The sequence below is a fragment of the Porphyromonas sp. COT-290 OH3588 genome, assembly GCF_000769075.1.
Lineage (GTDB): Bacteria > Bacteroidota > Bacteroidia > Bacteroidales > Porphyromonadaceae > Porphyromonas.
The window spans coordinates 109534-133726 of sequence record NZ_JRFC01000014.1; the positions used below are offsets into that span (position 1 = coordinate 109534).

20 protein-coding genes are annotated in these 24193 nt (G+C 49.2%); 7 read left to right on the forward strand and 13 right to left on the reverse strand.

The features are described from left to right. Positions 1–36: 36 nt before the first annotated feature. The 8 genes from murG to HQ48_RS02295 all read right to left on the reverse strand — a co-directional run bounded on the left by murG (position 37) and on the right by HQ48_RS02295 (position 9425). Entirely contained in the window at positions 37–1149 is a 1113-nt protein-coding gene (gene murG / locus HQ48_RS02260) for an undecaprenyldiphospho-muramoylpentapeptide beta-N-acetylglucosaminyltransferase (protein WP_044231499.1), read from the reverse strand. Between the two features lie 7 nt (positions 1150–1156). Next, positions 1157–2422 carry an FtsW/RodA/SpoVE family cell cycle protein gene (locus HQ48_RS02265; RefSeq protein WP_044231500.1) on the reverse strand — a complete coding sequence of 422 codons (1266 nt, stop codon included), beginning with the start codon at positions 2420–2422 and terminating at the stop codon, positions 1157–1159. Further along, a complete protein-coding gene (gene murD, locus HQ48_RS02270; RefSeq protein ID WP_044231501.1) occupies positions 2413–3789 on the reverse strand; it encodes a UDP-N-acetylmuramoyl-L-alanine--D-glutamate ligase in 1377 nt (458 codons plus the stop codon). The genes HQ48_RS02265 and murD overlap by 10 nt, the downstream gene beginning before the upstream one ends. 266 nt (positions 3790–4055) lie before the next feature. Then, positions 4056–5060 carry a type I glyceraldehyde-3-phosphate dehydrogenase gene (gap, locus tag HQ48_RS02275; RefSeq protein ID WP_044231502.1) on the reverse strand — a complete coding sequence of 335 codons (1005 nt, stop codon included), beginning with the start codon at positions 5058–5060 and terminating at the stop codon, positions 4056–4058. A 141-nt stretch (positions 5061–5201) separates the two neighbouring features. Then, on the reverse strand, positions 5202–5756 hold the full coding sequence (locus HQ48_RS02280; RefSeq protein ID WP_044231503.1) for a gamma carbonic anhydrase family protein: 555 nt from the start codon (positions 5754–5756) through the stop codon (positions 5202–5204). Then, entirely contained in the window at positions 5734–6018 is a 285-nt protein-coding gene (locus HQ48_RS02285; RefSeq protein ID WP_044231504.1) for a hypothetical protein, read from the reverse strand. The genes HQ48_RS02280 and HQ48_RS02285 overlap by 23 nt, the downstream gene beginning before the upstream one ends. 43 nt (positions 6019–6061) lie before the next feature. Further along, entirely contained in the window at positions 6062–7846 is a 1785-nt protein-coding gene (locus HQ48_RS02290; protein ID WP_044231505.1) for an aminopeptidase P family protein, read from the reverse strand. 34 nt (positions 7847–7880) lie between these two features. After that, a complete protein-coding gene (locus tag HQ48_RS02295) occupies positions 7881–9425 on the reverse strand; it encodes a DUF4301 family protein (RefSeq protein WP_044231506.1) in 1545 nt (514 codons plus the stop codon). Positions 9426–10330: 905 nt separating this feature from the next. On the opposite strand from HQ48_RS02295, the gene HQ48_RS02300 reads away from it, so the two are divergent. The 7 genes from HQ48_RS02300 to cas2 all read left to right on the forward strand — a co-directional run bounded on the left by HQ48_RS02300 (position 10331) and on the right by cas2 (position 18227). After that, entirely contained in the window at positions 10331–12634 is a 2304-nt protein-coding gene (locus HQ48_RS02300) for a CRISPR-associated helicase/endonuclease Cas3 (protein WP_052408934.1), read from the forward strand. Between the two features lie 39 nt (positions 12635–12673). Next, positions 12674–13345, forward strand: coding sequence for a type I-C CRISPR-associated protein Cas5c (gene cas5c / locus HQ48_RS02305; protein ID WP_044231507.1), 672 nt, complete (start codon positions 12674–12676; stop codon positions 13343–13345). After that, complete coding sequence (gene cas8c / locus HQ48_RS02310) at positions 13342–15228, forward strand: type I-C CRISPR-associated protein Cas8c/Csd1 (protein ID WP_044231508.1); 1887 nt, start codon at positions 13342–13344, stop codon at positions 15226–15228. The genes cas5c and cas8c overlap by 4 nt, the downstream gene beginning before the upstream one ends. Before the next feature lie 113 nt (positions 15229–15341). After that, positions 15342–16214 (forward strand): type I-C CRISPR-associated protein Cas7/Csd2, encoded by an 873-nt coding sequence (gene cas7c / locus HQ48_RS02315; RefSeq protein WP_044231509.1) that lies wholly within the window; start codon positions 15342–15344, stop codon positions 16212–16214. A gap of 12 nt (positions 16215–16226) precedes the next feature. Beyond that, positions 16227–16907, forward strand: coding sequence for a CRISPR-associated protein Cas4 (gene cas4, locus HQ48_RS02320; RefSeq protein WP_044231510.1), 681 nt, complete (start codon positions 16227–16229; stop codon positions 16905–16907). Next, complete coding sequence (gene cas1c / locus HQ48_RS02325) at positions 16904–17932, forward strand: type I-C CRISPR-associated endonuclease Cas1c (RefSeq protein ID WP_044231511.1); 1029 nt, start codon at positions 16904–16906, stop codon at positions 17930–17932. The genes cas4 and cas1c overlap by 4 nt, the downstream gene beginning before the upstream one ends. 4 nt (positions 17933–17936) lie before the next feature. Then, a complete protein-coding gene (cas2, locus tag HQ48_RS02330) occupies positions 17937–18227 on the forward strand; it encodes a CRISPR-associated endonuclease Cas2 (protein ID WP_044231512.1) in 291 nt (96 codons plus the stop codon). A gap of 533 nt (positions 18228–18760) precedes the next feature. Here cas2 and HQ48_RS02335 read toward each other — a convergent pair. From HQ48_RS02335 to HQ48_RS02355, 5 genes are all read right to left on the reverse strand, one after another. Continuing rightward, entirely contained in the window at positions 18761–19354 is a 594-nt protein-coding gene (locus HQ48_RS02335) for an LUD domain-containing protein (protein ID WP_044231513.1), read from the reverse strand. A gap of 5 nt (positions 19355–19359) precedes the next feature. Continuing rightward, complete coding sequence (locus HQ48_RS02340; RefSeq protein ID WP_044231514.1) at positions 19360–20727, reverse strand: lactate utilization protein B; 1368 nt, start codon at positions 20725–20727, stop codon at positions 19360–19362. After that, complete coding sequence (locus HQ48_RS02345) at positions 20724–21464, reverse strand: (Fe-S)-binding protein (RefSeq protein WP_044189150.1); 741 nt, start codon at positions 21462–21464, stop codon at positions 20724–20726. Before HQ48_RS02345 ends, HQ48_RS02340 begins: the two co-directional genes overlap by 4 nt. Positions 21465–21943: 479 nt before the next feature. Next, positions 21944–23035 carry a TlpA disulfide reductase family protein gene (locus HQ48_RS02350; protein ID WP_044231515.1) on the reverse strand — a complete coding sequence of 364 codons (1092 nt, stop codon included), beginning with the start codon at positions 23033–23035 and terminating at the stop codon, positions 21944–21946. Between the two features lie 35 nt (positions 23036–23070). Then, positions 23071–24180 (reverse strand): RluA family pseudouridine synthase, encoded by a 1110-nt coding sequence (locus HQ48_RS02355; protein ID WP_044189215.1) that lies wholly within the window; start codon positions 24178–24180, stop codon positions 23071–23073. Positions 24181–24193 lie beyond the last annotated feature (13 nt).

Here is a 24193-nt window from a genome sequence, read left to right on the forward strand (position 1 = left end):
ACTACATTCTGTCGGAATAGGCTGAACACCTTGGGCTTATCTAATTAGCTTCTCGAGCTCATCTACGATCTTCTCAGCGGCTCTACCCTGCGCTAGTTTAAGGGCTTCGCCATGCAGTGAAGCACACATGGTCTCGTCCTTAACCAGCTCAATGGTCCGAGGCGTCAGCTCTCTGCGTGCATCCCTATCGGCAATCAAGATTGCTGCACCTCTGCTAGAGAGAGCTAGAGCATTCTTCGTCTGATGATCCTCCGCCACATTGGGCGAAGGCACCAATACACTTGGTTTACCAAGCAGACAAATCTCCGAGATAGAGCCTGCACCAGCCCTTGAGATGACGACATCGGCAAGGCCATAGGCAAGATCCATACGATCGATGAAAGCATTCGTATAGATAGGAGCATCGTAGCCAGCAACTAGCTCACGAGCTTTATCCTGATAGCTTGTACCTGTCTGCCAGATGAGTGTAATCCCTGCAAGTCGCCACTGCTCAAGCTGTAGACCGATACTCTCATTGATCGTGAGTGCGCCCAAACTACCGCCAACAACCAAAACGATACGCTCAGCCCCCTCTGATAAGCCAAAATACCTAAGTGCCTCCGCTCGATCGAAGTGCTGAGGGAACTCAATCTGCGGGCGAATGGGATTGCCCGTGAGGACAATCTTGTCTTTTGGGAAGAAACGTTCCATAGCGGGATAAGCCACACAGATGCGGTCGGCCCTTCTTGACAGGAACTTATTAGTGAGGCCTGCATACGAATTCTGCTCCTGTATGAGCGTTGGCACCCCAAGCGATTGCGCCGCCTTGAGCGTTGGAGCACTTGCATAGCCTCCAACTCCAACCACGACATCGGGCTGGAACTGACGAATTATATCTCGTGCCATCACTAGGCTGACAAAGAAATTCTTCAGGACGCCAAAATTTTTCCAGATTTGCTTACGCTTGAGTCCCTCCACAGGCAAGCCTTTGATTGAATACCCTGCAGCTGGCACTCTCGTCATCTCCATACGTCCCTCTGCTCCGATGAAGAGGATTTCGACATTGGGATAACGCTTGCGCAAAGTGTCAGCAATCGATAAAGCTGGGAAGATATGCCCACCCGTACCACCACCACTGATAATCACTCTCTTGATTGTTCCTATTGACATAGTATTTCTATTTAGAGTCTAATCCCAAATCACGTGCTCCACCCTCCAGCAAAGCCACCTCACTCTCGAGGGAAGCCACCTCATTTTGGACACGAGAGATGCTGAGCATCATGCCCATAGCGATGCTACACACCATAAGAGAAGAACCTCCGTAGCTAATGAGTGGCAAGGTCTGCCCCGTCATAAATATCCCTGCCACCACAGCGATATTGACTAAGGCCTGTAAAGGGAACATCAGCCCGATACCCAGCAGAAGGGCACGCCGATGCCTGTTCTTCTCCCTCATAGCCAAGTGGCCGGCCCAATAGAACCAAAAGATGTAGAGCAAAGGGACGAGAATAAGGCCGAATATCCCATATTCCTCGACAATAATCGCATAGATAAAATCGGAGTAAGCCATCGGAAGGCTATCTCTAACCTTACTACTGCCGGGGCCATGTGGGAGCAGACGGCTATTGGCTAAAGCTATTTGCCCCATTTGGCTCTGTCGATCTGCATCGTTGAGAATAAACTTGGAGGCATCATCATCTTTCGCAATCTTGTGCAAACGATTCTGCCATGTTATGGCTCTCTCGTGTATCTTGCCTAGTTGCTGAGGAGATACCCAAATGAGGGTAGCCACAAAAGCTGCACCCAATACTAAGATTGGCACACCAAACTTGAAAAGCAGTCGCCAAGGAGCTTTGAGAATAATGGAGTATATCGCTACGAATACCCCGAAAAGAACACCCGTAGAGAGGTTCTCCAGCATAAAAAGGCCTATAAAAAGCCCAGACACCACCCAGTAAACTCCGAAGTAGAGATTCGCTCGCTCGGGACTCTCGTTAGACAAAGTATAGGTAATAGCCCCCCATAAGATGAGGCACAGCTTAAAAAACTCGGAAGGTTGTAGGCTGAAGCCAAGAACATCAATCCAACGCACAGCCCCATTGATTTCTTTACCAAAGAAAGGCAAGGCAAGAATCATAGCAATAACGATAGCACTGTATAGCAAGGCTTTGTTGCGGAACCATGCTGGTGGGAGCTGAGAAGTCAATACCGTAAGCCCAAACGCAGCTAAAAGAAAGATGAGATGCTTAAAGATAGGAGCGAAACCGAAACCCGAAGTGGAGGACTTATATATCTCCGAGCTTAGAGCACTAGAAACAGAGAGTGCTGAGATAATTAAGAAGATAACGTAGACAACCCACAGTTGCCAGCTCCCCTCAAAGATCCTCTTGAACCAGTCAGCACGATTGGGCTGTGAAGCCGTATAGGTCTGATCTACTTGCATTCCAATTCCCTTTTTAGAGTTAGAACCTGCTCTCGGAAGCAGTCACCTCGATGTTCGTAATTGTTGAATAGATCAAAGCTAGCACAAGCTGGCGAAAGCAGTACCGTATCCCCTTCTTGAGCGAACGAATGACTTATTTTAATCGCCTCCTCCATACTGTGAGCATCAGCAATGAGATCAATCCGCCCGTCGAAGGTCTGATGCAACTTAGCCGAATCTGTCGTTAAGAAAACTAGAGCACGAGCACCAGAGAGCACGAGGTCTGCTATTTCCTCGTAGTTATTACCCTTGTCCGTCCCCCCGAGGATCAGCACATAGGGTGTAGTCATCGTACGCAAGGCGTAGTAAGTCGAGTTGATATTCGTAGCCTTGGAGTCGTTGATGTAGCGCACGCCCTCTACCACCGCCACCTTCTCTAGTCGATGTGGCACATTGACAAAGTCATGTAGAGCTGTTCGCAAGGCTTCCTCTGGGACGCCTAAGAAGAGTGCAGCACAAGAAGCTGCCATAGCATTCTGCAGGTTATGCGGACCTTGAAGAGCAAGAGAAGAGATCGGGTACTCAAAGCTCCGGCCAGAGAAGTGAACACGCATCAGATGATCGTCGGACTTATCTGCTGCTGCCCCTGCCTGCTCGTAAGTAACAAAAGGCAATAGCTGCATGGGCATAGGCTGATTGGCCAACACATACTGAGTGATGAACTCGTCCTCGCCCCAATAGATGAAAGCGTCTTGCGATGTCTGATTCTGGAGAATGCGCATCTTGGCTAGAGCATACTGCTCCATACTATTATTATAGCGGTCTAAATGATCCGGGGTGATGTTCATCAGCAAGGCAACATGGACATGGAAGTCGTACATATCATCGAGTTGGAAGCTACTAAGTTCAATAACGAAGTAGTCGGGTTGCTCGTCTGTACACACTTGGCGTGCTAGGCTAAAACCAACATTGCCAGCCAAGCCAACACTATAGCCAGCGGTTTCTAGGATATGATACAGCCACATAGTAGTCGTGGTCTTGCCATTACTCCCTGTGATCCCGATTGTCCGTCCCTTGGTGTACCGCCCTGCGAACTCAATCTCCGAAACAACGGGGATATTTGCCTCGCATATCGCCTTGATAATAGGCGCTGTGTGTGGGATACCCGGCGACTTGATGACCTCTCGAGCCTGCAAGATCACCTCCCGAGTATGCTGTCTTTCTTCATAGGGGATACTATGCTCCTCAAGCTCCTTCCTATACTTATCGGAGATCTGTCCGTAGTCCGAAACAAAAACAGAGATCCCTCGACTCTTACACAGAAGTGCTGCTCCTACACCACTCTCTCCAGCCCCAAGGACTACGATATCATAGTTGCAAGCGTCCATATTTACTTATGTTGATGAGATTTGCTTTATAGTCTGTGATTTTAACCCACAATATTAGCAATTTTTATCCACCTTGCAATGCATCTATTAGGGATATCGACATAAGATGTCGCGGTGCGCATCTCTCCTCACTGGAGGCCTAGTGATATCCAAGAGGCACAATCTCTCTGATGCGTTGAGAAGTGTACAGACCAAACTATTAAAAAGAAGAGTTCTCGAGCGGCAAACCGCCCGAGAACTCTTCTTCGTTATGTATCAGCCTAAGACTAAGCGTTTACCTTAGCCATGTGGGCTACTAGGTCAAGAACCTTGTTTGAGTAGCCGATTTCGTTGTCGTACCAAGATACAACCTTCACGAAAGTATCAGTTAGAGCGATACCAGCCTCTGCATCAAATACAGAAGTGCGAGCGTCACCGATGAAGTCGCTAGATACTACTGCATCTTCTGTGTAGCCAAGGATGCCCTTGAGTTCGCCTTCGCTAGCTTCCTTCATAGCAGCACAGATCTCTGCGTATGTAGCGGGCTTAGCTAGGTTCACAGTTAGATCAACTACAGATACGTCTAGAGTTGGCACACGGAAAGCCATACCAGTTAGCTTACCATTAAGCTCAGGAATTACCTTACCTACAGCCTTAGCAGCACCAGTAGAAGAAGGAATGATGTTGCCAGCAGCAGCACGGCCACCACGCCAGTCCTTAGCGCTAGGACCGTCTACAGTCTTCTGAGTTGCAGTCGTAGCGTGTACAGTCGTCATCAGACCGTCCTTGATACCCCACTTATCGTTGAGCACCTTAGCAATAGGAGCAAGACAGTTGGTTGTACAAGATGCGTTAGATACGAACTGAGTACCCTTAACATACTTGTCGGTATTTACACCGCAAACGAACATAGGCGTGTCGTCCTTGCTAGGAGCAGACATTACTACATACTTAGCACCAGCGTCGATATGGCCCTGAGCCTTAGCCTTCTCTAGGAAAAGACCTGTAGACTCTACCACGTACTCTGCACCGATCTCACCCCACTTAAGGTCAGCTGGATTCTTCTCTGCAGTTACACGGATTGTCTTACCGTTTACTACTAGGTGACCGTCCTTAACCTCTACAGTACCATCGAAGCGACCGTGCATAGTGTCGTACTTGAGCATATAAGCCAAGTATTCTGCATCCTGAAGGTCGTTAATACCTACGATTTCGATGTCGTTGCGCTTCATAGCCGCACGGAACACGAAGCGTCCGATACGACCAAAGCCATTGATACCAACTTTAATCATTGTCTTTGTTAGATTTTTATTTGATGAAAATTATTAATCTCTTAACCTTTTAAGGTTAGGTTGCAGAACTTATATGAAAGTGAACCGCCACCCAAACCGCCACAAATTTAAGAATTTTAGTTTATATAGCCTCAAACTATATCAATCCTTTTTCTCAAACTCCGTGCTAATATCTTCCCCTTGCGGCCCAAACCATGAGGCATACATCTGATAGTTATTAGCGATACGCTCATTGAGATTGCGACTCTGCTCTGGCTCAACCTTCTTAACAAACTTGGCTGGTACACCCGCCCATAGCTCGTATGGACCGATCTCGGTCTTAGCCAGTACCACACTCCCAGCAGCCACGATAGCACCCTCGCCAACTACGGCATCGTCCATCACGATCGACCCCATACCTATAAGCGCTAGATCTCGAATCTTACAGCCGTGTAGGGTCACGTTGTGCCCTACCGACACATTGTCACCAATCTCTATGGTAGACTTCTGATACAGCGTATGTAGCACAGAGCCGTCCTGTATATTGACGTTGTTGCCAATGCGGATTGAGTTTACATCCCCTCGCAGTACCGTATTGAACCAAACACTGCATCCGTCGCCCATCACGACATCTCCCACTACCGTCGCATTGACAGCAAGGAAGCACTTCTCCCCTATCACGGGGCTAATACCTTTAACGCTCTGTATATAAGCCATCGTATTGTTCCAATTGTTTTCTCGTTTCTTTGCCCCTCTTAATCCTACGCATGCTACTATATATATCCCAAGGTAGCAGGTAAATCGTGAAGCGAGTGGCCATAAATAGACTATCTCTGAGCCACCCCTCTGTATCCTCGAAAGGCTGGTAGTCAAAGAACAGCGAGTTAATCGCCAAAATAGTGACAAACATAATGGGAATGCTCCACAGTATGTGTCTCCCAATCATCTTGGCGAGGCTGATATAGTCCTTTCTATCCATTGACACTTAACCTCTCTCTATATATAACCTTTTTTGGCCTCAGTTAGATTTTGGCAGTCTTCTCTCTGAGCCAAGCAGCCTCGTCTGCAGTGAGGTGTGGGCACAGGGTCTGATAGACGTGCTCTTGGTAGTCGTTGTACCACGCCAGCTCTACATCTGTCAGCAAGGACTTATCCACTAGCTGATTGTCCATATAGCAGAGCGTTACGGTCTCGAACCCAAAGAAGCGCCCAAACTCCGTTTCTTCCTTGAGCTCAGTCACCACAAGATTCTCGATACGAATGCCATACTCACCCGAGCGATATAGCCCCGGCTCGTTGCTTGTGATCATACCTATCTCTAGCGGTGTGGGATTAACCTCGGTGCGGATATTCTGCGGTCCCTCGTGTACGTTGAGGAAGTAGCCTACGCCGTGGCCTGTACCATGCCCATAGTTAAGCCCACGATCCCACAGCGCCTTACGAGCGAGGATATCGATCTGACTACCTCGTGTTCCCTCGGGGAAGCGGGCGAGAGCCACGCCAATATGCCCCTTGAGCACGAGCGTATAGTCCGTACGGATCTGGTCGCTTGGCTTACTGAGCGCTAGAGTACGGGTAATATCTGTCGTACCATCGAAGTATTGACCACCACTATCAAGCAGGAGGACCCCCTCACCCTTGATTGTATATGAAGTCTTGGGCTCTGCCTTGTAGTGCACAATGGCACCATGACCTAGATAACCAGCGATCGTCCCAAAGCTATCGCCATAGAACTTCTCGCCTCGAGCTCTAAATTCATTGAGCTTGACTCCGAGGTCGTACTCACTGATGCTGCCACCGCTCTTGAGCAAATCCTCTAGCCAAATGTAGAAACGTGTAAGCGAAACCCCATCACGCACCATCGCAGTCCTAAGGCCAGCTAGCTCCGTAGGCGTCTTGACGGCCTTGAGTGTCGTGAGGATAGATACACCCTCTACGATGCGGCAGTGCTTAGGGATATTTGTGTAGAGGCTGTGCGTGGTACGCTTGGTATCTACATATAGGCGAGTCTGGTCATCGAGCGCGGCGATGAAGGGATAAATCTGACCGTAGTCCTCTATGCGCACTCCGTTCTTCTCTAGTTCGGCACGCACCTCTGCATTAATCTTCTCTGGAAGTGTAAATAGCACGGCCTCACGATCACTAATGTAGCCGAAACCTACACCAACAGGATTGTACTCTACGTCGTAGCCACGGATATTGAAGACCCAAGCCAACTCGCAGAGCATAGTTACGATCGTAGCATTGGCGCCATTGGCCTTGAGGCGTTCATTAACGAGAGCGATGCGGTCGGCAGCTGTCTGCCCACTGTACGCAGCAGGCTGTAGGAACAGCTCCTTATTGGGAATAGCTGGGCGGTCGTGCCAGATACGCTCGAGCAGATCAATATCCAGACGATACTCAATGCCATAAACCTCTAGCTTGGCACGGCTATCCGAGGCCTCTGCCTCGCTCAGACAAGCACCGTCAGCCGCCACTACACTCCCTGCCGATAGACTCTTGGCGAGGAAGCCCTCGATAGAGGGCGTACCGGGCACGCCCATTTTCATGAGCTCGATAGATGAGCCCTCTAGCTCTTGGCCAGCCTGTAGGAAGTAGCGTGAGTCCGTCCATAGGTAAGCGCCCTCTAGGGTCACAAGCATGGTACCAGCGGAGCCACTAAAGCCACTGATCCAGCTACGCCCCGTCCATCTAAGAGGTGTATATTCACTCAAGTGTGCATCCGACGAAGGAATGATGTAGGCTGATATACCTTCTGCTTTCATGGCCTCCCTTAGGGCGGCAAGTCTATTCTGAATGGTGTTCATTGTAAGTTCGTTTATTATTGTTTGTGTATTGTACTTACTTGCTTTGATGCTCGGGGCGAAGCAGGTCATTGACCTCCTTAACTGGGTTGAAGGTTTCGATCGGCACCTCGACAAAGATTGTATTCCAGTCATGCATCGCTCCGTTCCACAATCCGGGGCGCTCTAGAGCCTTGAGCTCTCGGCCTCCTTGGCTCTTACTTGCGATGAATGCTGTCTTAGGGTTGATGTAGCGCTGCAGGTCGTATCGATCGCCATGATGATTACGCAGAGAGCAAACCAAATCTACGGGATTGAAGTACCCCCCCGATTGTAGCATCGTGCGCTGATGCTCATCTGCCATATTGATCTGCGTGCTCTCTAGGATCTGGAGCGAGCTCGAGCCGTCGGCCTCTCTGATGATGAAAGGGCCACCACCCGGCTCGCCTTGGTTGCGTACCATGCCACACACACGTATGGGGCGGTTGAGCTTGCCATAGAGCCAGTCTTGGAGCACCTTATCATCGTGCATATATTCCTCGGGGACAGATGTACAGAGCGTATTATTAAGGAAAGAGGCAATCTCCATGAGGGCACTATGTGAGGCCTTACCTCGCTCAAGCTGGCGAAGGTAGTCGAAGATGCGTCGGCGCAGATAAATCAGGATACCACCAAGAAACTTCTTGTACATGACCGTAGCCCCCTTGAGATGATCGGGCACTACGTTGTCTATATTCTTGATGAAAACTATATCGGCATCTAGAGCCGCTAGATTGTTAATCAGCGCACCATGCCCTCCGGGACGGAAGAGTAGTCCTCCGTCCTCTCGGCGGAAGAGATTGCCCTCGGCATCGAGCGCCAGCGTGTCCGTGGCTGGCATCTGCTCGCTATAAGAGAGCTGATACGTCACGCCATACTTATCCTCGTAGTAGAGGCGAGCTCGCTCCAGATGACTCTCAAAAGCTGTATGATGCTCTGGAGATACCGTGAAGTGTATGCGTACACGCCCCATGGCATCGCGAGCATAGAGCGCTCCCTCGACTAGATGCTCCTCTGCCGCCGTACTGCTCCCCTTGGGATAGGTGTGGAACTGAAGCAAACCCTTGGGCATCGCACCATAGTTGAGCCCGTTCTCCAGAAGCAGGTTCTTGACGATAGTCTTGTGTTCCCCCTGAGCGAGTAGCTTAGGGATACTCTTCCACGAGTTACGCAGACAGACCTCCCCTAGCCGATCGTAGAAGGCAAAGCTAGGTAAGTGGTCAAAAAAACGCTGAACCTCTGGAGTACTCGGTTCGGCACTGTCGGAGTCTAAGAAAGCGTAGAGCGACTTAAACATACGGGAGGCAGCCCCGGAGGCTGGCACCATCTTACACACATTCGCTTTTTCATCACCAAGATAGTCCTCCCATGCCTGCATATAGCGAGCTTCTTCTTCTCGCTCTACACGCATAATGCCTCGCTCAAGTGAAGCGGATGCTAAAATGTGAAGATAAGGGAACCCCGAACGAATATCCTCCACTTGTCTAGTAGCCTCTTCTAGGCTAATGCCATGCTGGCTGAGTTGCTCCAAATCTGCGGAGCTAAACAATGCTTCTGCTATCATCGAAAAATCTTCGCTGCATTACGAGCATCTGAGGTCTCTAATTATCAATAATGTTGATTGGAGGCTCAGACACTAGATTAAACGTATATATCTGCTTCGCACAAATTTAGACAAAATCCATCTAAAACACAGCGAACCGAGGCAACAGCCTCTCGGCAGCTGGCTCACTCCATAGCCAATTAGCTACACTACCCGAGTCTACCAATAGACAGATGCCAATTGGGCGGAGCCAACCAATTTCTTCTTTGAAGTTAAATATCGTAAACAACCTATCATCGTTTTTGAGAAGAGAAGCAAAGCATTTTGGCGATTTGGTTAATCCTTTCGAAAAAATTGGTAGGAAAATCTTTGCGTATTGTAGGACTAATTCGCCGAGATATGTCCTCTAATCTGAAAGGATTGATGGGAAGAAATGACTCTAAATGTGGCTTATTTTCAAAAACATAGCCAAGGATAAAAATTAAAAATCTGGAAATCAGAAGATTGAAAACCTCCGTTTTAGGCAGTTATTTTTGCACAGCTGGGGCTACGTACGCAAACGAAGGCAAACCTCGCCTAGAGCCTCCCAAGGGCCAAATACGAGGGCTGGCGTTTTTAGCCCCTCTTGAAGGCGTCATTCCCATCAACATTCTGAAATCTGAGCTAAAATATAAATCTCACCACCTTTTCAATCTCCCTATAAAAACGGAGGCTATGCCAGAATCTATCCGACATAGCCTCCCAAAGCTAACTCACAAATCATTGCTTTGATATTGGTTTCAACTCACCCTTAGCTATTAAAGGTAAAACGAAAGTACAACAAATCTAGAAACCCCAATGAGAATCTGATTTTTTGCATCAGGAACTATTATTTCTTTGTTATTGGAATTTTATCACTAGATTTGCATCGTAAAAACAGACAAACGATGAACAAGAATCTGAACATCGCACACGTATCTGGCGACAAACAGATACAATCGCTACAAGAGCACGCTAGTGGTGTGGCTAAGCTATGTAGGCAGTTCGTCCAAGATATTGACGTTAGCCTTGCCCCTCTTGGTGAGCTCCTCGGCTGGGAACATGATGCTGGCAAGGTGCAGCCTGCCTTCCAGCACTACATACGCTCGGTTGCTCTGGAGGACAAAGACGCACCCAAAGCTCCACATAGCTCGGCTGGGGCTCTGCTCTGCTACACACGCCTCTGGGAGCAAGCCCCTCGCATGGCTAGACTATTGGCCTACTGCATCGATGGCCACCACAGAGGGCTAAGGGACTACCTCAACCTTGCTGAGGTTCTAGAATCGAAAGACACACGCCTAAGAATGGAAGACACGATAGCCCACGCAGGAGACATAGTGCATCAGATAGATCAGTCTATCCGAGCCTATGCTCTCCCCGTGGAAAGGGCACTCAAGAAGATAGAAGCCGAGGATCGACAGCTCTGCGTCCGTAGCATCTTCTCTGCTCTAGTAGATGCCGACTTTCTCGACACGGAGGCTTTCATGAACCAAACCCAAGGGCAAATGAGAGCTCAAGCCAACGAGCAATACGCATCTCTAGAAGAGCTACGCCATAAACTAAAGGCACACACGGACACCTTCGTCTGTGACAGTGCTATCAACGAGAAGCGTCGCTCATTCCTCCAAACTTGCCGCAAGCACGGAGCCAAATGCGACAAAGGGTTTTATAGCCTCTTCCTGCCCACTGGAGGGGGGAAAACCCTATCCTCTATGGCTTGGGCACTAGAGACAGCCATTCGGCACAAGGCTAGTCGCATCATCTATGCTATACCCTACACCTCAATCATCACACAGACCGCCCAAATCTTCAGGGAGGTATTTGGGGTCGAAAATGTACTCGAGCACCACTCCGACATAGACATAGAGCGGGAGGAACCCAAGGAGCAGGAACGGCTCGACAGAGCCAAGCTACTGTCGGAGAATTGGGATGCACCGATCGTCGTCACGACCAATGTCCAGTTCTTCGAGTCGCTCTTCGCGCACAAGCCCTCCAAGTGCCGCAAAGTGCACAACATCGCCAATGCCGTACTCGTCTTCGACGAAGTGCAGATGTTCCCTGACCATCTGCTCAACCCCATGCTCCGTACGCTAGAGAGCCTACACTTCTGCCTAGGCACACAGACCCTATTCTGCTCAGCAACTCTACCTACTTTCGACAAAGTCATCGAGAATGCCTATACTCCAGATATGAATTTCTATGCCCTTCGTTGCGACGTAGAGCCCGTCGTACCTCATCGGGCAGAGGACTTTGCACCATTCTCACGAGTAACCTATCAGCCCACACCTATCTGCTACGACACCGAGGCGCTCGCTCGAGAACTATCGGGGCTTACCTCTGGGCTATGTATCGTGAACTCTAGAGCCGATGCTACTCGACTATACCGAGCAATAGCCGAGCTAAGAGGCTCTACTCAAGGGCTTATACATCTATCTCGCATGATGTGCTCGGCGCATATCCAAGAGCACATCACACAAATCAAAGGGCGCCTCAAGCGTGGAGAGCCAACTCTAGTCATCAGCACTCAGCTCATCGAGGCTGGCGTAGACATTGACCTACCAGTAGTCTATCGCGCCTTCGCAGGCCTAGACTCCCTGATCCAAGCTGGTGGCAGATGCAACCGAGAGGGTAAGCTCAGAGAGAGAGGCAAGGTCATCAGTTTCGAGCTCAAGGACGGCACCAAGGCTATTGGCAGTATCGGCATGGCCCAGCAAGCCTTTCGGCAACTACTCTATCAGTCCGATAAAGAACTAACCATCGATGCTCCGCAGACGATAGAGAGGTACTACGATACATACTACAATACGGTAGTGCAATTTGACAAATACAAGATCGAGGATATGCTTTGGCATGATAAGGATATGGAGCATTGGCTATTTAGATTTGAGGAAGCTAGTAATTCGTTCGTCATGATTGACGAACAGAATAAAATCGATATATTCGTAGGGTACGAGGAGGGGTGCTCTATAATCGCACAAATCCGAGCACACAAGTATGCCATCGACCGCAAACTTATACGCAAACTACAGAGATACAAGGTCAGCATTACTCGTAATCATCTAGAAGAGCTACATAAGATGGGGTGCATAGAGCGACTAACCCTCGATGCACACACCCAGCAGTCCATCTTTCTGCTAGCCACCGATGCATATGACGAGGCTCTAGGTGTGACGACGACTAACCCATTCTTGGACAAAAATCTTATGGCATAAAGACTAGAAACAAAACTCAAAATATAAAATACCATCGCAATGGACAGAAAGACCTATTGTTTGGAGATCCGTGGCGACTACGCCTGCTTCACACGACCCGAGCTCAAAGTAGAGCGGGTAAGCTACGATGTAATTACACCTTCGGCTGCACGCAACATCTTCCAAGCCATCTTCTGGAAGCCTGCTATACAGTGGCACATCAAGCGCATCGAGATCCTCAACCCGATCAAGCGATGCTCGATTCGGCGCAATGAGGTAGGCAAAACGATGAGCTTCAAGTCTAAGCATGTCTTCATCGAAGAGGCCAGACAGCAACGCACAGCCTATATCCTACAAGATGTAGCCTACCGCATCTTCGCAGAGATGGAGTTCATTCCTCTAGACCAGCGTCCTGCAGAGCAACGCGAGCATGAGCATCCAGAAGCGGAGACGCCTCGCAAGTATCAGGAGATTTTTGAGCGTCGAGCCAGCACTGGCCAATGCTTTACACAACCCTATCTCGGGTGTCGTGAGTTCTCCTGCTCATTTGAGTTTATCCCCAATGCCCCCGAAGGCATGGGCATAGCCGAGAATCGAGATCTAGGTATTATGCTCTACGATATGGACTTCGAGGCCAATCCTTCTTGCCCACCACCTCTATTCTTCCATGCTCATATGGAGCACGGAGTGATTATTGTACCAGATAAAAACAGCGAGGCTATACTCAGATGATACTACAAGCACTACATCAGTACTACGAGGCCATGCAGGCTAGAGGGGCTATTGCTCCCTTCGGCATGGAGTACAAAAACATCCCGTTCATCCTCGTAATTAGCCAAGAGGGAGACCTCGTCGATTTCATCGACACGAGAGACAAAGACGAGAATAAACTCGGGCGTAAGTATCTAGTAGCAGCTACGAAGGGGAGAAGTGGTTCGAAGAGCTGTGAGGTCGCTCAGATCCTTTGGGATCACTCGGGCTACGTACTCGGTATGCCCACGGCAGAGGAGCCCAACAAGGCAGCCCTAGCACCCAAGCAGCACGAGGCGTTCAAGCTAGAGCTACAGGCACTCATAGACGCATACCCCAACAACCAAGAGCTCCGAGCCATACAGCGCTTCTACGAGCGAGAGCAGCACCTCACCCTCAAAGAGGAGCACCTAGATGCTATTCGTAAGAAAGTCGGCGCCAATATCAGCTTTCGCCTTAGTACTGAGCCCAATCCGCATCGTCTCATAGCCTCACACCCAGATATTACGTCGTATGTCAAAGACAGTGGCTCGAATGACGACAAACAAGACCTAGGTCGTTGCCTCGTCACGGGTCTTAGGCAACCCATCGCCCGTCTGCATGGTGGCATCTCGCTATTCGGAGCACAGCCGGGAGCGAACCTCATCAGCTTCCAGAAAGGATCGGGCTACGACTCATACGGCAAGGAACAGGGCTACAACGCACCCATTTCCATTGGAGCATCGGATGCAATCACCACAGCGCTCAATAGTCTACTGGCCTTCGGCAAGGACACGAACTATCGTATAGGAGAGACAACCTTCGTATTCTGGAGCACACTCCAGAGCGACGAGCTCCTCGACAACTACAAGAAAGCGACCTTCACAAGCCTCATCATAGACAAGGCTGACCTAGACGAGGCCGAGGCGGAGAGTGAGGACACTGCCCCCGCAAAAAAACGCCGAAGCAAGAGTGGCAAGAAATCGACACAGGGGCCCAATCCCGAAGAAGAGAGCCGCAAAGTACTCGCCGCCCTCAAAAGCATCCGAGGCGACAAGGGGCGACACATAGATCGTACGGATCGAGAGCGGTTCTACATACTGGGGCTTGCTCCCAATGCTAAGCGCATCAGCGTGAAGCTATGGATGGAGGGAACAGTCAGCGAGATCGTCAGCAACACGCTACAGCACCTAGACGATATGAATATCGTTCGCTTCGGAGGCATTGCAGATCCCGACAATCCTCCACTACGCTCTCTATTCCACATCATGTCCGCAGTCTCGTCTTCGGCCAAATCGGACAAGTGGTCTGCCTTGATGATACAAGGCATCGTCGAGAGTATCGTCAAAGGGCTTCCCTACCCCAAAGCACTGCAGCAGGCCTGTATGGAACGCATCCTGCACGACCACACCTCCACCAGCCCTGTATCCGAAACGAGGGCCGCCATCCTCAAAGCATATATTAATAGAACCTATAAACAAGAACGTATTCCTATGGCACTAGACAGATCCAATGCCGATCAGGCGTATCTAGCCGGTAGACTCTTCGCCGTACTAGAGAACATTCAGCGAGCTGCTATCAACGGCGCCAACACAAGCATCACCGATAATTACTATCGCTCTGCTTGTTGTACGCCGGGGATTATCTTCGGGCGACTGATCCAGCTCTCCAATCACCACCTATCCAAAATCAAGAAAGAGAAGCCCGGACTCGCCGTCCTATTTAGACGAGAACTAGAGCAAATCTTTGAACTACTACCCGGCAATAAACCCGAGTTTAGCAAGTACTTCAACCTTGACCAGCAGAGCATCTTCTCTGCAGGCTACTACCATCAAAGAATAGCTCCACTCAAATCGGAGGACAGCGAACAGACAGACAGTGAATAAGCACGTAGACAGGGCAATAGCATAGAATACAGCTAGTCGGACAAGAACTCTGATATAATTGCCCTAAACACATCGCAAACAATTAACAATCATCAAAATAAACAAGTATTATTATGGAATCACCAATCATTAGCAACCGCTACGACTTTCTATTCTTCTTCGACGTACAAGATGGCAACCCAAACGGCGACCCAGATGCGGGCAACCTGCCTCGTGTAGACTATGAGACGAGCCAAGGGCTTGTAACGGATGTATGCCTCAAGCGCAAAGTCCGCAACTATGTGGAGCTAGCAAGAGAAGAGTTTGACGAAGCTATTCGCCCATACTACAAGATTTTCATTCGTGAGAAAGCTATCCTCAACCAGACCATCGCCGACGAATACGATGCTGCTGGAGGCACAAGCGTCGAGGCTGCAAGAGATCGTATGTGCCAGTACTACTATGATGTACGCACCTTCGGGGCTGTGATGTCTACAGGGGAGAAGGGCAAGAATGCGGGTCAAGTAAAAGGCGCAGTACAGCTAACGTTCTCTCGCTCAATAGATGCAATCTTCTCCTCCGAGCACACCATTACTCGTATGGCAGTAGCGACAGATAAGGAATCTCAAGCGCAGAAAGGCGACAACCGCACGATGGGGCGCAAGGCAACAATCCCTTACGGACTCTATCGCACACAGGGTTTTGTTTCTGCTGCACTAGCTCAAGATACCAAATTCTCCGAGAGAGACCTAGAGCTCCTCTGGCAGGCACTGCAAAACATGTTCGACATCGACCGCTCTGCTGCTCGTGGCCTAATGTCGGCACGCAAGCTAATCATCTTCAAACACGACAGCAAACTCGGGAATGCACCTGCACACAAGCTCTTCGATCTCGTGAAGGTCGAGAAACGCAACCCAGAGTCTGCGCCTCGCAGCTTCGACGACTACAGCATCACAATCGACAAAACTCAGCTCCCCAAAGGTATTGAGATCATAGAACTACTATAAATCCTATGCCCGATGAGCAAGTTATATAAAGAGGAAGAGATGCTTTGGCTCTCGGACATTCAGCACTACTGCTTCTGTCCAAGACAATGGTACCTCATGACTGTCGAGCAGATTTGGGAGGACAATCACCTCACCATAGAGGGTAGCTTGCTCCACGAGCGTGTCCATCAACCAGAGCAGAGCGAACGACGTGGCAATGTCGTTACGCTCCGCTCTGTACCTCTAGCGTCATACAAGCTAGGACTATGTGGATTCTCCGATGCGATAGAGCTACACCCCTCATCTGCAGACACCGGACCTGCATTCGTCCATCCCAAATATCCGGGACGATGGGAGGCTATACCGGTTGAGTACAAGCGAGGTCGCCCGAAGCGACACAATGCAGACAAACTGCAACTATGTGGACAAGCCCTCTGCCTTGAAGAATCCTACGGCATCAACATCCCTAAGGGCTATATCTTCTACGGAGAAACCAAACGAAGGGAAGAGGTTCCTTTCAGTCCAGAGCTTAGAGCCGAACTAATTGAAACGGCTCAAAAGATGCATCAAGCATTCGAGAGTAAGACGCCAATCCCCGCGATACACTCATCACGATGCCGCTCCTGCTCATTACTTAATCAATGTATACCCAAAGCCAACCTCTTCGGATCAGCATCCAGCTATCTAGAAGCACATAAACTCTTCATGCTATGAAACGACTACTCAACACGCTCTACATACTATCGCCCAACGCCTATCTCTGCAAGGATGGAGAAAATCTGGTAATACGTATAAACGATGTGGAAGCGATGCGTATTCCCATTCACAACCTAGAAAGCGTACTTTCCTTTTCACGTGTCGGAGCATCTCCGGGAGCAATGTATCTATGCGTCCACAATGGAATTAAACTTACCTTCTTATCCCCTACGGGTAGATATATCGGCAGTCTTGAGGGAGCCATTAGAGGGAACGTATTGCTTCGACGTACCCAATACAGAGTCGCCGACGATGAGATTGCTTCCACGCACATTGCTTCAATTTTTATCGCAGGCAAGATTATGAATCAACGGGCGGTACTCTCCAGATTTTGCCGAGATCATCAGCCAGAGACTATGGTTGAGGCTCAAATCAAGGAGGTCATTCAGCAGCTCAAGGAAGAGCAGAAGAAACTCGCAAACGTATCGGACCGCATGGCTGTAATGGGTATCGAAGGAAATGCGGCCAAACTATATTTCTCGGTGTTCGGGCACCTAATCCTCAATGCCGATTTCCCTTTTTCTGGACGCCATCGACGCCCACCCAAAGACATCGTCAATGCTCTTCTATCCTTTTTCTACACAATCCTAGCTCACGATGTGCGCGCCGCCTTGGAAAGCGTAGGGCTAGATCCTTTCGTGGGTTTCTTGCATGTAGATCGCCCCGGACGACCTAGCCTAGTACTTGACCTTATGGAGGAACTTAGAGCATACCTAGTAGATCGATTCGTACTATCTGTGATTAACAAAAAGCAAGTAACCTCCAAGGATTTCCTTGCTCAAGGCGAAAATGGTATTATCCTCAAAGACGAAACTCGAAAGGCCCTACTATCTCTCTGGCAGAAACGCAAAAAAGACGAAATCACTCATCCTTTCTTGAAGGAACGTATGCCTCTAGGGTTACTCCCATACATTCAGGCACAACTACTTGCTCGCCACTTGAGAAGCTATCTAGATGACTATCCTGTTTTTCTAATCCAGTAGTCCTATGTACCTACTTATTACTTATGATGTTTCCACCTCTAGCCTCAATGGAGAGAAGCGGCTACGACAGGTCGCTCGCGTATGCCAAAACTTCGGGCAGCGCGTGCAGAACTCTGTTTTTGAGTGTCTCGTCGATCCCGCTCAGTTTGTGACACTCAAGCATCAGCTCCTCTCAATCATTGATAATGAACTGGACAGTCTGCGTATCTATCAACTAGGCAAGAATTACCAGCGACAAATATCTACCTTTGGTAAGGTAACTTCCTACGAAGTTGAGGGTGACCTAATCATTTAGGGTATCTCTTATTGGTCTATCATAGGCCCTGCGAACCCAAAGTGTACAGTAAAACACTAGGCAATTCGCAGAGACTCTGATTCAACCTCTTAGAAGATTTTCAGATTATCATCTCATCATTCGCTCTTTGACATATTTGATTATTCGCATTTTATAGGCTTGTAGCCCGCATAAATACTATATCTTTGTGCCTATACTGTCGCATCCCGTGCGGGATGCGTGAATTGAAACTTGAGACGATAGTCGTACGCATAAGTTGTACCTTGTCGCATCCCGTGCGGGATGCGTGAATTGAAACGTACACAGAGAGCATTGCGCCAACCTAGGCAAAGCCATATTCCTCAAGGACCTGTGAATAGGAACCGCAGGAGGGAGGCGCGCTGACGACGTGTCTCTCGATTGCAGCTTTGGCATGAGGAATAGGAATGATGGTCATAGGAGCCTGCAATGCGCATACACAACCATAAAAAGGCGGTGCGTCGAGATTAGCTCTCGACGCACCGCCTTTCTTATATAAGATTGTCGCCGTGCAACTAGCGCAATAGCACCGTCAGCCCTCTAGCTCCGTGCGCTCCCATGACGAGAGATTGCTCGATATCTGCCGTCTTGGATGGGCCACTAATGAACCCTGAAAAAGGTGTCTGCGGATTAAACCCCTTAACCCTCTGATAGGCTTCGTGCATATTATGTACGAGGTTGGCTCTATCCAAAATAATTACAAGGTTCTCTGCTATGAAGAACTGAACACGCCACTCCTCGGTCTGCTCCACCCACACACAAGCGTTCTCACAAACCCCAAGGGGTGAGGTCGTAATCGTTACATCCGTGCCATTCATTTCGATCGCCGAGCTAGCATCTCGTGGTGAGGTGCAAACTAGAGGAGAGAGCGTTAAATCACTAATAAATCGCTCTGCCTCAGGGTATAGACTACGAATAATAGTCCCTAACTCATCTTCTGGCTTAACCTGAACGACCTTACCACCGACAGCCTCAGTAATTTTGATAAACTGAGCTACTTTGTCCTCGTACCTCGTCGCCTTAAAGTGCTCCAAATCTGGATGCGGCTCTTGGTGCCGTGTATGTCGGCGGATGTTGGCGAGTATTTTATCTTTAGCTTCCTGTGACATAGCTATTATTTTTTCTGGTTCTTAATCCACCAATCGTTAAAGCTCTGACTAGCAAACTTAGGCAGTTCGCGATGCTTGCCCCAAGCATTTAGGCTATTGTAGAGCATAAACCGAGGTAAGTTGTTGGCTACGGGAGCTAGACGTAGAGCCGTGTTGAATAGGCTTGGTCGCTCCATTAGAAATTTCATACCACTAGACATAGCCTTCTTCTCCTTGTTGGCTACACCGAGCGAAGATAAATTCTGACGCCAACGATAGATCTGCTCGCCAAGGTCAATCTTGACGGGACAAACATTGGAGCAGGATAGGCAGAGCGAGCAAGCAGAAACATTGCCAGAGTATTTGCGAGGATCTTTGAGCATACCAAGATTCACCCCGATAGGCCCCGGAATAAAGTAGCTATAAGAATAACCACCCGAGCGTCGATAGACTGGACATGTATTGATACAAGCCCCGCAACGTATGCAGTTGAGCATCTTATCATGCTCTGGGTTGCCTAGAATATCACTACGGCCATTGTCTACGATGACGAAGTGTAGCTCCCCTCCCTGCTGAGGTTTGCGAAAAGAGGAAGTGTAGGTCGTACAAGGCTGTCCTGTGGCCGAGCGTGCCAACAGACGTGTGAACACAGCGAGTTGATCAAGGCTCTGAATAACCTTCTCAATACCGAAAGCACAGATATTGAGTTTCTGGCAAGACATACCCATATCGGCATTACCTTCATTGGTACAGACCACGACCTCGCCAGTCTGTGCTATGGCGAAGTTCCCCCCCGTCATAGCAGCATCGGCGTGGATAAACTCCTCTCGAAGACTGTGTCTGGCGGCATGGGTAAGATAGGTAGGATCACTATTACCCGGTTCCGTGCCCATCTTTTGTTCAAAAAGCGTCCCCACCTCTTGGCGCTTGATGTGGATAGCAGGCATCACAATATGGCTTGGCTTAGCATCCATAAGCTGCAAGATACGCTCCCCGAGGTCAGTCTCGACGACCTCGATCCCCCGCTCGTGCAGGTAGTCGTTGAGGTCACACTCCTCCGAGAGCATCGACTTGCTCTTGACAAGTTTCTTGACGCCATGCTTACTGAGCAGACCATGAATGATGCGATTGTGCTCGTGAGCATCTGCTGCCCAATGCACCACAACACCATTGCGCTTGGCATTCTCTTCAAATTGCTCAAGCAAATCTGCCAGATGCGTCACATTATACCTCTTGATGTCGTGCCCCATCTGACGCAAATCTTCCCACTCGGGGACCTGCTTGCTCATATTATCTCGCTTCTGACGCACGAACCACAATGCTTGGTCGTGCCACTGAGCGCGCGGCATATTCTCTAGGAATCGAGCTGCCGCCTTGGCATGTGAAGTACTCATAGGTTAGCTGCTAAGATTTCTACTGCGTGAATAGTCTGTATCGGATACTTCTCTCGGTCTATAACGCCCTGCATATGCATCAGACAGGAACTGTCACTCCCAGTGATGTATCTAGCGCCCGTCTTCATGTGATCGAGTACCTTGTCACGGCCCATACAGCCCGAAACCTCTGGCTCCTCGACAGAAAACATACCACCAAAGCCACAACACTCGTCTATACGCTCTGGCTCCACTACCTCTATGCCCTGCACGAGCTCAAGCAGTGCCCTGATCTTATTCATATAGGGCAGGTTGCGCTCGCTCGGAGTAGAGAGATGCAGCTCTCGCACGCCGTGACAACTATTGTGAATGCTCACCTTGTGCGGAAATGAAGATGCTAGGGAACTGATTTTGAGATCATCATGGAGGAACTCAATAACGTCTTTGATAAGACCCGGTGTCTGGCACAGATGCGCCTCTTTGCCCAAAATATTCGGGTAATTCTCTTTGACAAACGCCACACAACTCGCAGATGGGCCAACAATCACATCGAAGCCCTCAAATAGCTTCTCGAAACGGGTAGCCAAATTGCGTGCTTGATGCTGGTAGCCTGCATTGGCCATAGGTTGGCCACAACAAGTCTGGTTGAGGGGATACTCTACATCTAAGCCTAGCGAGGTGAGCAGCTTGTACGTCGCAATGCCTACGTGCGGATACACCGCATTGACGTAGCATGGAATAAACAATCCTACCTTCATACTCTGTAACTCTGTTTAAGTAAATACCTACAAGAGACAAACTCTCTCATTATCCGAGAGCTAAATTACCAACAATAGGCAAAATAAGCAAAACAAACGCCATGCAATTTTAATATCCAACATAAATCTGATCCTGCATATTTATTTACAGCTAAAATTTATCTAGAAATAGGAAGGGGGATATGCAAATACTTTACTAGCTACGAGGCTGATAGCATGAAGATGTAACAATAGGTGCCTAGGATATCGCCATAAACCGAGGTAAATAAACCGTGTAGCATCTCACACAAGCAACGACATCGCTTGAGGCGTCGGCTTTGGTCACATACTCTAGTATGCTCCCTTTGCTACGCACTGACTTCGTCGTCAGCCTCAGCCTTGGTCCTTTGCATTTTACAGATTCTGAAACATCTAAAAGGGGCTGAGCCAAAAAATAATTTTGACCCAGCCCCCTTGTTGATAAACCCTGCAATATACGCCTAGTCGAATAGCTCTCTTAGCTTATTGACTAGCGGATCTCCGTGTATATCACGTGCAATGATGATACCATTACCATCAATAAGCAAGGTATGTGGTATAGAGTGAATACCATACTTTAGCACTGCTTCACTCTGCCAGCCCTTCAGGTCGGATATTTGTGGCCAAGTGATCTCTAGCTTCTCAATAGCCTTCTGCCAAGACTCAGTATCTTCATCCAGCGAGATGCCTACGATCTCTAGCTTACCTGCATAATCCTTGTAAATACGTACCAAGTCTGGCATAGCCTGACGACATGGGCCACACCAACTAGCCCAGAAGTCTAGAAGGACGGGCTTGCCCTTGCCTACATAATCCGATAGTTGAACCATCTGCCCTTGGGGCGTCTGCAAGGATAAGTCTGTGAAGCGGACATTGACATCTGTCTTCTTCCGTTGCTCCATCTGTTGCTTCATACCCTGGAGGTCAGGATCGCTGAGATATTTGTCGGGGATCATATCAAATAGAAGAAGGTTCTCCGAAAAACTGTTATCGAAATACTGTTGTTTAAAGAAGTATATGCCCACAGGGTTGTCCATATTCTCCTTCATTCCTTGCTTGATAGCTTGGTCATACATCATCTCCGCCGAATCCATCCGTTCGTTGTACTGCTCCTCATTGAGTGTAGTATCGGAAGCAACAGCATTCATTTGTCTAAGAGCCTGAGTCATCTTACTGCGTATGGTCTGATGTATATCATTGGTTTTGGTGCCAGTTACCTTCACTTCATCAGAAGAGATAGACATGGAGATCTCTCCGTTCTCCAAGAAGAACGGTACGCTGAAAGCATCTTCATCTGTAATGCAGGATATGTAGCGTAGCTCGATCGAATCCTGACGCCCCGAGAAGGTAAACTTCCCACTCTGAATAATAGCTGTATCCAAACGAGTAAGCTCCATATTGTCGATGATTTCGATGAAAACACTATCTCCATCCTTGGCACCCGAAATGCTTCCTGAAATCACATACCCCTCAACTGGCTTACTCGTATTGCAAGCGACCATCGCCAGAAGCAAAGTCACGAAGCAAGCATAAACTAATCTTTCTTTTCTCATCTAAGTATATAATTTACATTGTTGATACCGTCTATCTAGACCTCATCGACCCCTCTAGCATAGACACGCCAACGCTCAAGCAGAGTAGCCAAGTCGTCTGGCAAATCGGAATCGAATAGCAGCTCATCGCCCGTTGTGGGATGCACGAAGCCAAGAGTCTTAGCATGCAGAGCTTGACGAGGACAGATAGAGAGGCAGTTGGCGACGAATTGTTTGTATTTGCTAAACTGATTGCCCCATAGAGGTTTGTCCCCTCCGTACCGCTCGTCTGCAAATAGTGTATGCCCAATATGCTTCATGTGAGCACGTATCTGGTGCGTGCGGCCCGTCTCGAGCCTACACTCCACCCAGCTCACATAGGCCAGCTCCTCCAGCACCTTGTAGTGCGTTACAGCAGGCTTCCCTTTGTCGCTCCCTACGGGGTAAACAGCCATCTGTAGGCGATCTCGGTCATCTCTACCGATATTCCCCTCGATGCGTCCTTCGTCCTGATCGAAGCGCCCCCAAACGAGGGCACGATAGGAGCGATGTGTCGTCTTGTTGAAGAACTGGCGGCTCAGATGTGCCTTGGCTTCTGCCCGTTTAGCCACTACAAGCAGACCACTCGTATCCTTGTCTATACGATGCACAAGCCCTAGGCGAGGATCGCTGGGGTCATAGTGCGGGTCGTCCTTGAGGTAATAGGCCAGAGCATTGACTAGCGTACCCGTATAGTTGCCATGCCCGGGGTGCACCACGAGGCCCGCAGGCTTGTTGATGACCAATAGGTCTGCGTCTTCATAAACGATATCCAGTGGTATATCCTCGGCTATAATCTCGATCTCCCTACGTGGCCGGCGTAGCTGTAGGGTCACTACGTCCAAGGGCTTAACCCGATAGTTGCTCTTGACGGGCTTGCCATTGACGAAGATGTAACCAGCCTCTGCGGCCTGCTGGATGCGGCTACGGGTTGTCTTGACCATTCGGTCGGCCAAGAACTTATCCACACGCAGCAAGCTCTGCCCCGGATCTGCCACTACACGATAGTGCTCGTAGAGCTGATCGCTAGCCTCTAGACCTAGGTACTCGGCCTCGTCCTCACTATCATCAAGCCCGAGATCCTGCTCAATCAGCTCATCGGCCCACGCTTGCAACTCATCGTCCATAGACATTGCCTTG

Excerpts from the sequence above, each read along its gene's own strand:
- murG (WP_044231499.1), bottom strand. The coding sequence starts at position 1,149 with ATGTCAATAGGAACAATCAAGAGAGTGATTATCAGTGGTGGTGGTACG.
- HQ48_RS02265 (WP_044231500.1), bottom strand. The coding sequence starts at position 2,422 with ATGCAAGTAGATCAGACCTATACGGCTTCACAGCCCAATCGTGCTGAC.
- murD (WP_044231501.1), bottom strand. The coding sequence starts at position 3,789 with ATGGACGCTTGCAACTATGATATCGTAGTCCTTGGGGCTGGAGAGAGT.
- gap (WP_044231502.1), bottom strand. The coding sequence starts at position 5,060 with ATGATTAAAGTTGGTATCAATGGCTTTGGTCGTATCGGACGCTTCGTG.
- HQ48_RS02280 (WP_044231503.1), bottom strand. The coding sequence starts at position 5,756 with ATGGCTTATATACAGAGCGTTAAAGGTATTAGCCCCGTGATAGGGGAG.
- HQ48_RS02285 (WP_044231504.1), bottom strand. The coding sequence starts at position 6,018 with ATGGATAGAAAGGACTATATCAGCCTCGCCAAGATGATTGGGAGACAC.
- HQ48_RS02290 (WP_044231505.1), bottom strand. The coding sequence starts at position 7,846 with ATGAACACCATTCAGAATAGACTTGCCGCCCTAAGGGAGGCCATGAAA.
- HQ48_RS02295 (WP_044231506.1), bottom strand. The coding sequence starts at position 9,425 with ATGATAGCAGAAGCATTGTTTAGCTCCGCAGATTTGGAGCAACTCAGC.
- HQ48_RS02300 (WP_052408934.1), top strand. The coding sequence starts at position 10,331 with ATGAACAAGAATCTGAACATCGCACACGTATCTGGCGACAAACAGATA.
- cas5c (WP_044231507.1), top strand. The coding sequence starts at position 12,674 with ATGGACAGAAAGACCTATTGTTTGGAGATCCGTGGCGACTACGCCTGC.
- cas8c (WP_044231508.1), top strand. The coding sequence starts at position 13,342 with ATGATACTACAAGCACTACATCAGTACTACGAGGCCATGCAGGCTAGA.
- cas7c (WP_044231509.1), top strand. The coding sequence starts at position 15,342 with ATGGAATCACCAATCATTAGCAACCGCTACGACTTTCTATTCTTCTTC.
- cas4 (WP_044231510.1), top strand. The coding sequence starts at position 16,227 with ATGAGCAAGTTATATAAAGAGGAAGAGATGCTTTGGCTCTCGGACATT.
- cas1c (WP_044231511.1), top strand. The coding sequence starts at position 16,904 with ATGAAACGACTACTCAACACGCTCTACATACTATCGCCCAACGCCTAT.
- cas2 (WP_044231512.1), top strand. The coding sequence starts at position 17,937 with ATGTACCTACTTATTACTTATGATGTTTCCACCTCTAGCCTCAATGGA.
- HQ48_RS02335 (WP_044231513.1), bottom strand. The coding sequence starts at position 19,354 with ATGTCACAGGAAGCTAAAGATAAAATACTCGCCAACATCCGCCGACAT.
- HQ48_RS02340 (WP_044231514.1), bottom strand. The coding sequence starts at position 20,727 with ATGAGTACTTCACATGCCAAGGCGGCAGCTCGATTCCTAGAGAATATG.
- HQ48_RS02345 (WP_044189150.1), bottom strand. The coding sequence starts at position 21,464 with ATGAAGGTAGGATTGTTTATTCCATGCTACGTCAATGCGGTGTATCCG.
- HQ48_RS02350 (WP_044231515.1), bottom strand. The coding sequence starts at position 23,035 with ATGAGAAAAGAAAGATTAGTTTATGCTTGCTTCGTGACTTTGCTTCTG.
- HQ48_RS02355 (WP_044189215.1), bottom strand. The coding sequence starts at position 24,180 with ATGGACGATGAGTTGCAAGCGTGGGCCGATGAGCTGATTGAGCAGGAT.